We start from the raw sequence: 14,382 nt of genomic DNA, 5'->3' as shown, positions 1-14,382 counted from the left end.
AGGACCGCGATGACGATCAGGCCGGGGCTTCCCGGCCTTCGATGAGATCGGCCAGTTCGCCCGGATCCTCCAGCACGACCATCGCGGCCGCGGTGTCGCCGTCGTGGGTCAGCGACAGATGCACCCGCACCCGGGGCAGGAATTCCGCTGCCAGACCGTGCAATTTGATGCTGGGCCGCCCCCACGCGTCGTTGACCACCTCGATCAGCGGATACGGATTGTCGCCGATCTGCGGGCTGCGCGCGAAGCGCGAGGACGCCCAGGCCTTGAGTACCGCCTCCTTGGCCGCCCAGCGCGCGGCATAACTACGGGCCGGGTCGGTGCCCTTGCTCTGGCAGTAGCGGCGCTCCCCCGCGGTGAAGCTCTCGCGCAGCATGGTGGTGCCCACGCGCTCGAGCTGCTCGGAGAACTCCGAGATGGTCACCAGGTCCAAGCCGATTCCCAGAATGGTCATGCGTCGTCGCAGCTCCCTCATATGCGTGGCGGGAGTGCGCCCGCCCCGTTCGGCGGCCGCACTCCCGTTCGGCAAACCCTCAGTTGTTCACGGTTCGTGTCGTCCGCCCACGATCCGGGGATCGGCGGACGACTCGCAGTGCAGCGTACTGGTTCCGACCCGCGACGAGGCCGGATCGTGCCCGTTCGACGGACACGATCCGGCCCGATATCGCCGTACGGCCGGTCGTCGCTACTCGGCGGCGAGCTGCCCCAGCACCTGCGCGCCGGTGCCGCAGCCGCGGCCGTCGACCCGGTAGGCGCCGTCCTCACCCAGGCGCGCCTGCTGCGAGAGCAGCATGTCGGCCTCGAGCTGACGCGACCGGCTCGCCGGGGTGCCGTCGCCGCCCAGGCGCCGGTCCGCGGGCCGCTCGTAGAGGGCCGCGCCGCCGCACATGGCCTCGGCGATGCGCTGACGTCCGGCCAGCTGCCGCTGCTGCGCCCTGCGCTGGTACTCCTCGCGCCGACCGGCTTCCACGGCCTGGATGAAGGCCTGCGGATGCACGATCGCCACCAGCCCGGACACATGACCGAAGCCGAGCGAGGTGACCAGGCCGGCCTTGAGCGGGAAGCGCTCGCCGAAGCGCAGCGTCTCGCGCACCCACACCAGGTGCGGGTAGGCCCGCATCTTCTCGTCGACGCAGTCCAGGCTCCTGTTCGGCGGCACCACGCCGTTTTCCAGCACCTGGCACAGGCCGATCATCTGGAACGCGGCCGCGCCGCCCTTGGCGTGTCCGGTCAGCGACTTCTGCGAGATCACGAACAGCGGGGCGCCCTCGGAACGGCCGACCGCCTCGGCGAGACGCTCGTGCAGCTCCGACTCGTTCGGGTCGTTGGCCGCGGTCGAGGTGTCGTGCTTGGAGATCACCGCGATCTCGTCCGGCGAGACGCCCAGCTTGCGCAGTTCCGCCGCGAAGCGGGACTCGCGTCCGCCGCGACCGGCGCCGAGCGCGCCGAGACCCGGAGCCGGGATCGAGGTGTGCACGCCGTCGGCGTAGGACTGCGCGAAGGCGACCACACCCAGCACCGGCAGACCCATCTCCAGCGCCACCGAGCCGCGGGCCAGCAGCACGGTGCCGCCACCCTGTGATTCGACGAACCCGCCGCGACGGCGGTCGTTGGCGCGGGAGAAGTACCGGTCGCTGATGCCCTTGGCGCTCATGGCCGCGGAGTCCGCGGTGGCCGACATGTCACCGAAGCCGACGATGCCCTCGATGCCGAGATCGTCGTAACCGCCGGCGACCACCACGTCGGCCTTACCGAGGCGGATCTTGTCCACACCCTCCTCGACCGAGACCGCCGCGGTCGCGCACGCCGCCACCGGGTGCACCATCGCGCCGTAGCTGCCCACATAGGACTGCACCACGTGCGCCAGCGCCACGTTCGGCAGCGCCTCCTGCAGGATGTCGTTCGGGCGCGGCTCGCCGAGCAGGTTGTCGACGTAGAGCGAGCGCATCGAGGACATGCCGCCCATACCGGTGCCCTGGGTGTTGGCCACCAGGCTCGGATGCACCCAGCTCATCAGTTCCGAGGGATCGAAGCCGGAGCCGACGAACGCGTCCACGGTGCAGGCGATGTTCCACAGCGCGACCCGGTCCACCGAGCTCGCCATGTCCGCCGAGATGCCCCACACGGTCGGATCCCAGCCGGTCGGGATCTGGCCGCCGACCGTGCGGGACAGCTTCGCCTTGCGCGGCACCCGGATCTCGGTGCCCGCCTTCCGAGTGACCTGCCAGTCGCCGGAGCCCTCGACCGGCGAGATGACGGTGTGCTCGGGATCGGAGGCCGCGAAGGCGCGGGCCTCGGCCTCGCCGCCCACCGTGAAGGTGAGGTCGCGGTCGAGGAACACCGAGGTCATCAGCGGCGCGGTGTTGTCGACCATGGCCGCGTCGTCCCCGTAGCGGCGGATGCCGCAGCGGGCGACCACGGTGTCGTGGTAACGCTCGGCCAGCTCGTGCTCGGGCACGTACTCACCGGATTCGGTGTCGTACCAGCCCGGCTTGGGATCGTTCTCCCAGGCGACCAGACCGGTGGTCCAGGCCAGCTCCAGCACGCCCGCGGCCGAGAGCTCATCGGAGACCTCGATCTCGAAGCGGGTGCGCGAGGAGCCGTAGGGGCCGAGTTCGGCGGCGCCGACGATGACGACCATGTCGTCGAGATCGGCGGTCACCTCGCCCCACTCCGGCACCGGCAGCGCGGAGGAGACCGTCGGCGGCGCGGGCAGCGCCGGGATGGTCGCTTCGGCACCGGCTTCCTCGGCGGCCGCGGCCTCGGCGTCCTCCTGCGCCTGCTTGGCCAGCGCGGGCAGGTCCAGCTTGGCCCTGGCGAGTCCGCCGGTGAGGTCGATCTGCTGCGGGCCGGACGAGGTCACCCGCCGGGCCCGCGAGGTGCACCACTTGAGCAGTTCGTCGGCCATCTCGGTGGTCGACCAGGTCTGCACGCCCGCCTTCTCGACCGCGGCGACCATCGGGTCGTTGTGGCCCATCAGTCCGGTGCCGCGCACCCAGCCGATCAGCGCGTGCACCAGGGTGACCCGCTGCGACCAGGACTTCTCGGCCCGCCACTTGGCGACCACCGCATCCAGCGCCGCCTTGGACTCGCCGTAGGCGCCGTCGCCGCCGAACAGGCCGCGGTTGGGCGAACCCGGCAGCACCACATGCAGTTTCGCGTCCACGTCGTGGTCGGCGCCGATCACCGACAGCCCGCCGATCAGACGCTCGACCGACCACAGCAGCACGCGCATCTCCATCTCGGCGCGCGCACCCGCGTCGGCGAGATCACCGGCGACCCGCGGCGCCGCGAACGGCAGCAGCATCGTCGGGGTCATGGCGTCCTTGATCTTGACCTTGGCGCCGCCCGCGTTGTCGACCTGCTCGCTGCCGACCCACTCGATCAGCGCGTCGATGTCCGCGTAGGAGGCCATGTTCGCGGGGACCACCCACAGCGCGGCCCCGGCCCTGGCGTTCTCGCGGTACAGCTTCTTGTAGAAGCCGATCCGCTCGTCGTTCAGACCGGAGGTCGTCGCGATCACCGTCGCGCCGCCGGCGAGCAGTCGCCCGGTCACCGCCGCGGCGATGGAGCCCTTGCTGGCGCCGGTGATCACCGCGATGTCGGTGGACCACTGGCCGGGCGCTTCGTCGGCGAGCAGGGCCGCCTCGGCGATGCGCTCGTAGAGGCCGGCCAGCACCGAACGCGCTTCACCCTTGGCCCGCTCACGCCACCAGTTGGCCTGCGCGGCAACGGCTTCGCCCGCACCGGTGAACCCGTCCACCCGCTGGCCGGCGGCCTCGGAATCGTCGATCAGCCACAGCCGGGCCAGATCCTCGCGGGCGCTGGCCCAGCGATCGTCGATCAGCACGGCCTTGCGGGCGTCGAACGCGGGCGCGACCAGACGCGGCCAGTCCGAACCGAGTTCGGCCGAGACCAGATCCACCAGCGACTCGTCGGAGGCCTCCGGAGCCGAGGCACGATCGCCCAGTCCCAGGTGCTCCAGGATCACCTTGGCCGCCGAGGCGAGCACGCCGTCGGGACCGGTGATCTGCTCGGTGAACTCACCCAGCGCGGCCGCGTCCACGGTCGCGCCGCCGCCACCGCCGGTCGACGGCAGCGAAACGCTGATCCCGCGCCGCGCCGCGACAGCCTGCACGGCGGCGTCGATCGCCGCGTCGACCGACGCGCTGTCGTTCAGTCCGCCGGAGACCAGACCGCCCAGGTCGCCGCCGCGCACGCTGGCGCCTTCGCGGGTGCCGAGCGAGACCTCGGCGGTGACGTGGCTGGCCCAGCCGTCACCGAGTTCCCAGACCTTCTTCACGCGCTCGGCGACGGCGGCGGGCCGCTTGCCGGACGGGCCGAAGACCTTGCGCAGGTGGTCGTTGATCGAATCCGAGAGCACCGAGCCGAACGGCTTGTAGGTGCGGGCCAGCCGGTCCACGGTCGCGGCGAGCGCACCCATGTCGGCGTCGGCCGCGCCGTCGATGGCACCGAGCGAGAGTTCCGCGCCGAGGTCGACGAGCAACTGGTTGCGACGCGAGGACACGCCGTCGCACAGGCCCTCGATGGTGTCCACCGGGCCGATCTGGTCCAGCCGCAACTTGGTCCACAGCGCGATGAGCACACGGGTGGCATCGGCGGCGCTGAACGCGATGTCGTCGGGACGCGGTCCACCCGAGCTCGCCACGGGGGCGGGTGCGGCGGCGGCGACCGGAGCGGCGGCCTCGGCGGCGGCCGGAGCGGCCGTGGTCTCCTCCGGCTCGTCGACCGGCGCGGGGTCGGTGTCGGTCGAGTAGACGATGCCCGCTTCACGCTCGATGTTGAGCACCTCGACGGTGGCCGAGGCGAAGCTCGGCAGCTTCAGCGTCTGGCTCGCCAGGTTCGCCACGGTCGGGGTCGCGCCGAGGCCGATCTCGATGAACCGCTCCACGCCGAGACCGCCGTGCGCGGTATCGGTGAACAGCAGGTCCTGGGTCTCGATCCAGCGCACCGGGCTGGCGAACTGCCAGGCCAGCAGTTCGATCAGCACCACCCGGCACAGCTCCACCGGACGCGCGGCCCAGGAGTCGAAGTCGGCCAGCACCGCGGCCAGCGGCTCCGAGGGCACCAGATCGGCGATCTCGGCGACGAATTCGCGCTCCAGCGAGAACGGCTTGGGCACCAGGTTCGGGATGTAGCGGCCGAGCAGCACCTCGGGACGCAGGTCCTGCGGCAGCAACTGCTCGAGCTTGCTGCGGAACTCCGGCACGCCCTTGCGCAGCACCGTCGAGTGGAACGGCACGTCGATGCCGGGCACCAGCACGAAGGCCCGCTTGCCGCCGAACTCCGCACGGCGGCGGTCGATCTCGGCCTCCAGCGCCTCCAGGCCGGCCACCGTGCCCGCGATCGCGTACTGCGATCCGCGCAGGTTCAGGTTCACGACCTCGAGGAACTCACCGGTCTGCTCGGCGATGCCGTTCACGAAGCCGACGACCTCGTCGTCGGGCAGGCCGATCTGCGAGGGCCGGATGGCGGCCATGCGGTAGTTGCTGCGGCCCTGGGCATCTCGCGGCACCAGCGCGTGCATCGCCGAGCCGCGCTGGAACACCACCTCGAGCACGGCTTCCAGCGGCAGCACACCGGCGACGGCGGCCAGCGCGTTGTACTCACCGACCGAGTGACCGGCCAGCATGGCGCCCTCGACGTACGCGCCGGACTCCCGCAGCTCCGCGACCTGCGCGACGCCGAGGGTCGCCATCGCGACCTGGGTGAACTGGGTCAGGTGCAGCACGCCGTCCGGGTGCCGGTGCTCGACGCCGCGGGCCTTGAGGTAGGTCGGGTTGTCGCGCACCACGGCCAGGATGGAGAAGCCGAGCGCCTCCCTGGTGTGCTTGTCGGCGCGATCCCAGATCTCCTTGGCGGCCTTGGAGCGGGTCCGCGCGTCCAGGCCCATGCCCTTGCGCTGGATGCCCTGGCCGGGGAAGGCGTACACGGTCTTCGGGGCCTGGATCCGGCCGGTGGCCGTCATCACCAGGTCGCCGCCGGTGCGGCAGGACACCTCGACGATCTCGCTGCCGTTGTCCACCGCGACGCGCTCGACGCGCACGTCGATCTCCGCACCCGGACGGACCATGCCGAGGAACCGGGTGGTCCAGGCGGTCACCGTGCGGGCGGGCACCGAGGCGGTCGGATCGACGGCCGAGACCGCGTGCTGCGCGGCGGCCGACAGCCACATGCCGTGCACGATCGGGCCGCCCAGACCGGCCAGCTTGGCGGCGTTGTCACTGGTGTGGATGGGGTTGTGGTCACCGGACACCGCGGCGAAGGCGTGCATGGCGCGCGGCGCGACGAGGGTGACATCGCGACGGCGGCGACGCGGGGTGTCGGCGGCGTTCGCGGCCGTGCCCGCGGCGCGCGGCGGATCGGACAGCTCGCCCGCGCCGTTGCGGCCGCGGATGGCGAAACGTTCGGTCAGCTCGGCCAGCGGCACCACGTCCAGGCCCTGGTCGCGCATCTCGCCGACGGCCACGCGGACCTCGACGACCCGGCCCATGTCGGTGTCGACCACCGAGGAGGACTCGGCGCGGACCACGAGAATGCTGGTCTGGTCGGGCAGTTCGCGCAGCAACTCGATCTGGTGGTCGAGGTGCACGAGGTCGAGCATGCCCTCGATGACCGAGCGGGCGTCGCCGGTGCGGGTCGCGCCGAGCACCGCGAACACGGCGGGCCAGCAGGCGCCGACCAGCACGTCCGGCACGGTGCGGCCGAGGGTGCTGAGCGTGGCGGGCAGACCCGAACCGGTGACGCCGGCGTGATCGGCGATCAGATCCGGGGTCCAGGCCAGGTTGACGTGCGCGACACCGCCCTTGACCTCGGGCAGCGACTGCCCGGCGGCCACGGCCAGTAGCGCGGCCATCGCGGCGTCGGCGTCGGCTTCGGTGATGACCGGCGCGCCGCCGTTGTAGATCGAGGCCGGCGCGGTGATGCGGATGCGCACGGCATCGCGGCCCAGCAGCGGCACGGTCAGTTCGACGTAGGAGTTCTCCGCGTCCGGGCCGGTGGTCTCGACCAGGGTGGCGCCGGTGCGCGGGTGCACCGCGCCCTTGCCGTCCACGGTCCACTCGGCCAGATCACCCAGGCGATGGACCGGGTTCACGGTGGTGCGACCGGCCCACTGCACGTCGGGCGCGGCGATCACGGCGTCGATCACGCCACCGGTCACGCCGGCGACCCGGCGGGCGTCGACCGGCGCGGGCACCACGCCGTCACGGACCAGGCTGTAGGCGGTGTCCTGCTCGAAGCGGTCGAGCAGCTCGCCGACCGGCTCGTTCACGCGGGTGATACCGGCGACCGCGACGGTGCCGGGGATGATGCACACCTGATCGGCCGAGTAGCGCGGATCATGCGCCTGCCACAGCGAATCCGAACGCCACCAGCGCCGCACGTCGCCGTCGACGACGGGCACGAAGTTGACCGGCTTGCCCGGCGTCTTGCACAGCGAGATGAAGAACGGCACGTCGGCCGGGTGCAGCAGGGTCTGCTCGACGGCCGGGTAACGCTCGGCCAGCGCGCACAGCGCCTGCACCGGGTTCTCGAACGCCTCGTCGTCGGCGAACAGGGTGGGGATCTCACCGCGGTCGGCCGGGTGCAGGCGGGATTCGGTGCGGCGCACCATCTCCGCGAACCGGTCCCGCCAGGTGATGTCCAGCCAGACCGACGCGGTGGCATCGGCGATGGCGTCGCCGATGTCGCTGCCGCAGTCGAAGTCCTTGCGACGGTCCAGCCCGACGGCCAGCTCCACGTAACGCTGCAGCCACTGCTGGTAGGTCATGGTCGCCACATCGCCGAAATACGGCTTGGCCGTGGCGTTCAGCGCCTCGATGATCTCCGCGCGGCGCTCGGCGACGGCGTCGGCGTCACCGGCGACCTCGTCGAGCAGGCGGCCGGTGCGCGAGGCGGCATTGTCGATCTCGTGGATGTCGGCGCCCAGCTGGCTGCGGCCCGAGGCCATGCCGCCCGAAGCGGTGCCCGCACCGACCCAGTCCGGGGTGCCGGGGGTGTCGACCAGCAGCTGCTTGACCTCGGGAGCCGTGGTGGCCTCCAGGGTCGCCATGGCCGCGGTGCCGACCAGCACGCCGTCCAGCGGCATCACCGGGTAGCCGTGTTGCGCCGACCACTGGCCGGTCAGGTACTCGCGCGCCCGCTCCGGCGTGCCGATGCCGCCGCCGACGCAGATCACCACGTTGTCGCGGTTGCGCAGTTCGGCGTAGGTCTCGAGCAGCAGGTCGTCGAGGTCTTCCCAGGAGTGGTGACCGCCGGCCTTGCCGCCTTCGATGTGCATGATGACCGGGTAGTCCGGCACCTCGTCGGCGATGCGCAGCACCGCGCGGATCTGGGCGACCGTGCCCGGCTTGAACGCCACGTGGTGGATCCCGGCTTCGGTCAGCTCATGGATCAGCGCGACGGCCTCTTCCAGCTCCGGGATACCGGCGGTGACAATGACGCCGTCGAACGGCGCGCCCGCGGCACGGGCCTTCTGCACCAGCCGCTTTCCGCCCAGCTGCAGCTTCCACAGGTAGGGATCGAGGAACAGCGAGTTGAACTGCACCGAGCGTCCCGGATGCAGCAGCGACTTCAGCTCGGCCACCCGGTCGGCGAAGATCTGCTCGGTCACCTGACCGCCACCGGCCAGCTCGGCCCAGTGACCCGCGTTCGCGGCGGCGGCGACGATCTTCGCGTCCACGGTGGTCGGCGTCATGCCCGCCAGCAGGATCGGCGAACGACCGGTCAGCTTGGTGAACGCCGTCTCGACGACGATGCGCCCGTTGGGCAGACGCACCGGCTTCGGCGCGTAGGCGCTCCACGGCTTGGCCAGCTCCGGCGCCGCACCGGGAGTCAGCAGGCTACGCTGCCCCGCCCGGGTGGCCGCCGCGATGATGCCCACGCCGCTGCCCTTGAGCGAGCCCGCGGTCAGACGGGTCAGCAGATCACCGGGACCCAGATCCAGAATCCACTGCGCACCAGCGGCGACCGCGCTGTCCACCTCGGCGACCCAGTCGATCGGATCGACCAGGATCTGCTGCGCCAGCCGGCCCGCCAGCTCCGCATCCAGACCACACTGCGTGGCCCAGCCGCTCACCAGATCCACCGTGTCGCTCAGCGCCGGATGGTGGAACGCCACATCGACCAGCAGGTCCTCGAACACCGGCGAGAACACCGCACCGCCGCGCGCCTTCTTCTCCCGTTCCTTGGTCTGCTGCTCGGAGATCTGCGCGCACCGCTGCCGCACCCGCTCGATCTGCGCCGGGGTGCCCGACAGCACTGCCCGCCGACGCCCGTTGATGATCGAAACAACCGCCGCCACAGCGGGATCCACGCCCTCGGCGACCTCGGCGACCACCGCGCGCAACTGCTCGGGATCGACATTGGAAACCGCCACCATCGGCGAGTTCTCCCCGACCGGCATCAGCCCACGACGACGAGCCACCAGTCCCGCCGAAGCTCCGATCAACTGCGCGATCGCCAGCAGCTCCGCATCCCGCGCGCCCGCACCCTGCAGCGCCGAAGCCGCCAGCAGACCCTGGGAATGACCGACCACCGCGACCGGCGCGTGCGTGGCCGGATCCAGGCCCTGCAACCGCAGCGCCCGCAGCGCCGCCAACTGGGTCAGCAACACACCCGGCATCGACACGACAGCCGAACGCAGCACGTCCTCGGACGGCGCGGCGGAGGGCTCATCGGCTTCGGGATCGGCCAGTTCGTCCTCGAGCATCCACGCCACCGGGTCGAACCCACCGGGGCGAACGACAAGCAGTTGGCGCGCAACAGGTTCCAGCAGCGCGGCCGCCTCGTTGACCAGCGCGGTCAACTCCGGCTCCAGCGCGCTGTCCCGCGCGATCTCCTCGAGTTCGCTGAGCCACCGCGCGCCCTGCCCACCGAAGGCCAGCGCGTAAGGAGTCCCGTTCAGCAAACGATCCAGCAACGGCGACCGCGTCCCCGCCGCACTCTGTCCGGCCCTACCCACCTTCGCGCTCGCGCCGGCTCCGGTCTCGGTGCTTTCGTTGATCGTCAAGACGCTTCGTCTTCCTTCTCTCGGCGACGTGCCATCGACTCGTCGCTCAGCTCGGGTGCGCGGGCTTTCCTCGACCGCTGTGCCTGATTACAGCGAGGATTCCACAAAATCATGAGGAAAGCCTCACGTTTCCGGGGCACCCCATCCCTACCCCCGAGTATTCTCGTACGGCCGTACCAGAATGGCTCGAAACATGATGGCGCCTCACATTTCAAACCCCCTGATCCGACCCGTTACCGACACACACAGAAACATGAGTGCCCCTCATCTTGCCCGTGACCGAATCGTTATAATCCCTGGTCGGGTTACCGGCGAGTACGACACTCGCCACACTCACTTCTGCAACCGGGCTCCGGCCGGTAAAGTTTGGACGGTCGTACCACCAAGCGCGAGTGGCGAAATTGGCAGACGCGCCAGATTTAGGTTCTGGTGTCTTAGGACGTAGGGGTTCAAGTCCCCTCTCGCGCACAGATCTCCGTCATTCGTGACAGAGATTCGTGCAGTGTGCGAAAGGGCCCTTCAACCCAGGAGCCCGACCAGTGACTTCTCACTCCGACCTGCACCAATTCGTGGCACATCTGCCACTTCACGACACTTCTACCGTCTCCCGGATGGTCGCTGACGGAAGCGATCTGCGGTGATCGCGCCGGTCATCCCACCGCAGTCGCCCTTGCAGGAACTCCTGTCGGGGCCACGGGTCACGTACCCGCCGGTGGTGCCTCCCCGCAACAGCCACCTCCAGCACGGACTGTCCACCGTCGGCTCCGGCGGACGCACCGTCGACCGAGCGGTCTTCACCGCCTTGGACTGGCAGCCCGGCACCCGACTGGCCGTGTTGTGCCTCGATGCCGGGATATTGCTTGCCCGCCCGGTACCCGACGGGGGACATCGCCTTCGCCGACGGCAGCTACTCCGTGTTCCGTACCGGCTGCGCCGCCGGATCGGGCTCCAGATCGGTGACCGCGCACTACTCATCGCGCACCGCACCCACCACGAACTGCTGATCCATTCACCGGCCGCACTCGACCAGTTGTGCGCGCCCAGCATCGCGACACTCGAGGAGACGCACCGATGACAACCTCGACACCTTCCGCCGCCTCCGCTGACACCCTCGCCGCAGCCCGGTTGCTGCTGCCCCAGATGGGCATCTCCCTCGCCGATCTCGTCACCCCCGCACCAACGCCCCCACCTTCGCCGAGGTCATCCCGCAAGTACGGGCACGGCTGTCGCCGGGCACCCTGCGCACCTACGACACCCACCTGCTCACCCACTGGGCCGACCGCCGCCTCGACGAACCCCAGAAGGCCGAACTCGAAGACATGGCCCGCCGCATCCAGTCAGAAGCCCGCACCAGCCGCGCCTCACGCGGCGGCACCGGCGCCGCCGAGAACTTCGTCAGCCCTGCGATGCGTCTACCGGTTCGCCGAGGACTCCGGCTGGATCCGCCCCGCCGACAACCCCGCCCGCCGTATCGCCCGGCCGACGCGCCGCCCCTCGCAACGGTTCGCGATCCCGTCCGACCAGCTCGCCGAGATCTGCGCCGTCGCGGCCGTCACCGGCGACGATCCCGATCTCGACACCCTGGCGCTGCGTCTGCACATCGAGACCGCCTGTCGCCGTGGCGGTTCCCTGGCACTGCGTCCGCACGATCTCGATCCCGACCAATGCCTGATCTACCTGCGAGAAAAGGACGGCACCGACCGGTGGCAGCCGGTGTCACCGACGCTGATGCGCGCCCTCGAGGAACACGCGGCCGAACGCGGGAGTCCGCGCTCGCAACAGTTGCTGCGCTATCGCAGCGGCAAACCCATCACTTCCCGCCGCTACGACCACATCTGGGGACGCGTCGGCGAGGAACTGCCGTGGGTCGCCACCCAGGGCCTGAGCATGCACTGGCTACGCCATACGACCCTCACCTGGGTCGAACGGACCTTCAGCTACGCGGTCGCCCGCGAGTACGCCGGACACCGCGGCAAGAACGCGGGTGTCACCGCCACCTACGTCAAAGCCCATCTGCACGAGATCGCCGCCGCGCTGGCCGTACTCACCGGCGAAACCCACCCCCTCGCCCCCGCCTACCAACCCGACAGGCCGAACGATCCGCGCGCCGCGGCGAGAGGGATGCTCGCATGACCGAGCGTGCCCTCAGCGGGTCCGCGGACACCGTGCAGACGTCCCATTCCGAGGCAGACGCACCGAAATCGCGTGCGCACAACTTCTTCTGGACCGTGCTCGCCGCCGCGGCCACCGTCAGCATCACCGGCAACGCCACCCAAGCCCTCCTGCACGACACGCCACTTCCGGTCGTGGCCGCTGCGGTCGCGGTCATCCCGCCCTTGGCGCTGCTCGCCGCCGTACACGGGGTGGCGGTCCTCGCGCGTGCGCATACCGCGACCCCCGCCACACGGTGGGTCGCGACCGCGATGACCGTCCTCATCGCCGCCGGAGCGTTCTGGCTGTCGTTCACCGCTCTACGGTCGCTGGCGATCACCGCTGGCGTCCCCTTTGTCCCGCGCCGAGACCGATCGTGGAACGTACACTCGCCCCCGATGAGGGCCACACCGAAGAGTCCGTTCCCAGCGCTGCCACCCGCGTCCACCTCCGATGCCGCAGCGATCCGTGACAACGACTGGACCGCCTTCCGCCAACTAGAGCGAGTCGACGATCACTGGACCTTGAAATCCTGGACACCAGGACAGTCCGGCTTCTACTGGTACCTGACCTTCGATGACACCCAATTGGTCGAGCTCGCCGTCCGCTGCCAGAAGGAACTCACCGGCGACGGCATAGATTTCGTTCCCCCCGACGGCCTGCATCTCACACTGCTGAAAGCGGGTAGGTCCGTGGACCTGTCGGAGGCACAACTGTCGACCATCGTCGAAACCGCGCGCCGCCGTCTCACCACGATTTCCCCATTCGATCTCGACGTCGGCCCGCTGACAGGGTCGCGCAGTGCACTGCGATTCTCGGTCACGCCGTGGAGCGACCTTCTCGAACTCCACCGAGCCCTTCGTGAAGCCACGGCCACCTCTCGCCCTCATGGCGCGCTGTCGGAGACCACCCGATTCCGCCCCCATCTGGGAATCGGATACATCAACACCCCGCAATCCGCGATGCAACTCATCGACGAGGTCGCCACACTGCGTGACCTCCCACCGGTCACTGTGTCGGTGACCGAGGTTCGATTGGTGCAACTGCGCCGCGAGGACAGGCGCTACCGCTGGACGGACCGGGCTGTCGTGGTACTCGGTGGTTAACCGGTAGGGGCGGCGAATTCTCGTGCTGTGGTGTTCCATTCGCGCAACGTGTCGAGGTAGTCGGCAGACGCCCGCGCGGGGATCGGTCCGATGAGATCACCGAGTTCGTGGGCGCGCTGCCACACCGACCGGATCGGACGATCGCTCGACGCCGCCAGCGCCTCGACGCCGAGGCTCACCGCCTGATCGACATCGCGGTATTCACCGGCCGCCAACGCCGCCGCCATATCGATGCGGACCAACGAGCGACTCCACACCGAATCGGACCCGTTGACCCGTTCCTCCACGCGCCGACCGTAGTCGAGAGTGCGAGCGTGATCGCCGGCCGACAGCCACGGCTCGCGCCGCCGCCGATTTCGCGGTCGGATGGGGAAAGTACCGGTTCGCTCGGGATCGCCGGCAAGGCTGTGGCTCTACGATCGGCTCGGTGGAATCCTTGCCGATCTCGATCGCGCCGATAAGCGTAGGGGTAGTGCGCAACCGGGGTGGCTGCGGCGACTTCGCGAGGATCGTCGCCGAGTTCGAGCCCCCGGCGCAGAGTGGCGCGACTGAGATCCTCTTCGCGGTGACCGACGAGCAGCTGCCGTCCGAGTACCTGGCACCGCTGAAGGAGGGGATCCTCGAAGGTCTTGGCGGTGTATCGGCCACTGTCCTGGTCACCCATGCCGTTCACCACGACGTCGACTCCTCCGACCGTGCCTTCCGGCTCGCCGGTTGGGAGACCGCTCGCGCGGCACTGATCGCGGCCGGCCTGCTTCCGGAAAGTGCTGCCGTCGAGTTGCGATGGGCCGACTGGCCTGGGCGCCCCAAGCCGAAGCGACCGAAGCGGCGGGCGCATGGATCTGCGGAGCAGAGGCCGCCTCGGTGACTACTGCGCGCGCGAACTGCTCCAATGACCGGATCGCTCGCTTTCAAGTCGAATACCCGGTGTCCGGCGGCGTATTGCGGTTGTCTGTACTCCTACGCGAGGTGGCGAAACACCTTCGTGGGAGTCTTTGAGTGTCCGGAGGTGTGCTGGTCACTTGTGACAACGTGGTGACATCGACGGGTTCCCCTGGGTTGCGAGCATCGAGGACGAAATGCCAATAGTTT

The 14,382-nt window shown here is 69.9% G+C and carries 7 protein-coding genes and 1 tRNA gene; 5 read left to right on the top strand and 3 right to left on the bottom strand.

Annotated features, from left to right (window positions below; translation table 11 throughout):
- Window positions 1–16: 16 nt before the first annotated feature.
- Both acpS and ON26_RS05895 read right to left on the bottom strand, forming a co-directional pair.
- Window positions 17–454: a holo-ACP synthase AcpS gene (gene acpS / locus ON26_RS05900; RefSeq protein WP_040794947.1), complete on the bottom strand. Its 438-nt coding sequence runs from the start codon at window positions 452–454 to the stop codon at window positions 17–19.
- A gap of 231 nt (window positions 455–685) precedes the next feature.
- Entirely contained in the window at window positions 686–10,033 is a 9,348-nt protein-coding gene (locus ON26_RS05895; protein ID WP_040794946.1) for a type I polyketide synthase, read from the bottom strand.
- Window positions 10,034–10,419: 386 nt separating this feature from the next.
- Between ON26_RS05895 and ON26_RS05890 the strand changes: the two genes are divergently transcribed.
- The 4 genes from ON26_RS05890 (at window position 10,420) to ON26_RS32085 (ending at window position 13,290) form a co-directional block, all read left to right on the top strand.
- Window positions 10,420–10,501: transfer RNA gene (locus tag ON26_RS05890), tRNA-Leu, on the top strand.
- Window positions 10,502–10,748: 247 nt separating this feature from the next.
- Window positions 10,749–11,108 carry an AbrB/MazE/SpoVT family DNA-binding domain-containing protein gene (locus ON26_RS05885; protein WP_157171798.1) on the top strand — a complete coding sequence of 120 codons (360 nt, stop codon included), beginning with the start codon at window positions 10,749–10,751 and terminating at the stop codon, window positions 11,106–11,108.
- Window positions 11,105–12,166, top strand: coding sequence for a tyrosine-type recombinase/integrase (locus ON26_RS05880; RefSeq protein ID WP_218000547.1), 1,062 nt, complete (start codon window positions 11,105–11,107; stop codon window positions 12,164–12,166). Before ON26_RS05885 ends, ON26_RS05880 begins: the two co-directional genes overlap by 4 nt.
- A complete protein-coding gene (locus ON26_RS32085; protein WP_083883768.1) occupies window positions 12,163–13,290 on the top strand; it encodes a 2'-5' RNA ligase family protein in 1,128 nt (375 codons plus the stop codon). The genes ON26_RS05880 and ON26_RS32085 overlap by 4 nt, the downstream gene beginning before the upstream one ends.
- Here ON26_RS32085 and ON26_RS05865 read toward each other — a convergent pair.
- Complete coding sequence (locus ON26_RS05865; protein ID WP_040794945.1) at window positions 13,287–13,577, bottom strand: hypothetical protein; 291 nt, start codon at window positions 13,575–13,577, stop codon at window positions 13,287–13,289. The genes ON26_RS32085 and ON26_RS05865 overlap by 4 nt on opposite strands.
- A 140-nt stretch (window positions 13,578–13,717) precedes the next feature.
- Between ON26_RS05865 and ON26_RS05860 the strand changes: the two genes are divergently transcribed.
- A complete protein-coding gene (locus ON26_RS05860; protein ID WP_157171797.1) occupies window positions 13,718–14,158 on the top strand; it encodes a hypothetical protein in 441 nt (146 codons plus the stop codon).
- The last annotated feature ends 224 nt before the right edge of the window (window positions 14,159–14,382 follow it).

Source organism: Nocardia higoensis NBRC 100133 (assembly GCF_000308595.1).
GTDB lineage: Bacteria > Actinomycetota > Actinomycetes > Mycobacteriales > Mycobacteriaceae > Nocardia > Nocardia higoensis.
This window is presented reverse-complemented; position numbering and strand designations above follow the sequence as displayed.

What these genes read in the sequence shown, in the direction of transcription:
- ON26_RS32085 (WP_083883768.1), top strand. Translation starts at nt 12,163, where the DNA reads ATGACCGAGCGTGCCCTCAGCGGGTCCGCGGACACCGTGCAGACGTCC.
- ON26_RS05880 (WP_218000547.1), top strand. Translation starts at nt 11,105, where the DNA reads ATGACAACCTCGACACCTTCCGCCGCCTCCGCTGACACCCTCGCCGCA.
- acpS (WP_040794947.1), bottom strand. Translation starts at nt 454, where the DNA reads ATGACCATTCTGGGAATCGGCTTGGACCTGGTGACCATCTCGGAGTTC.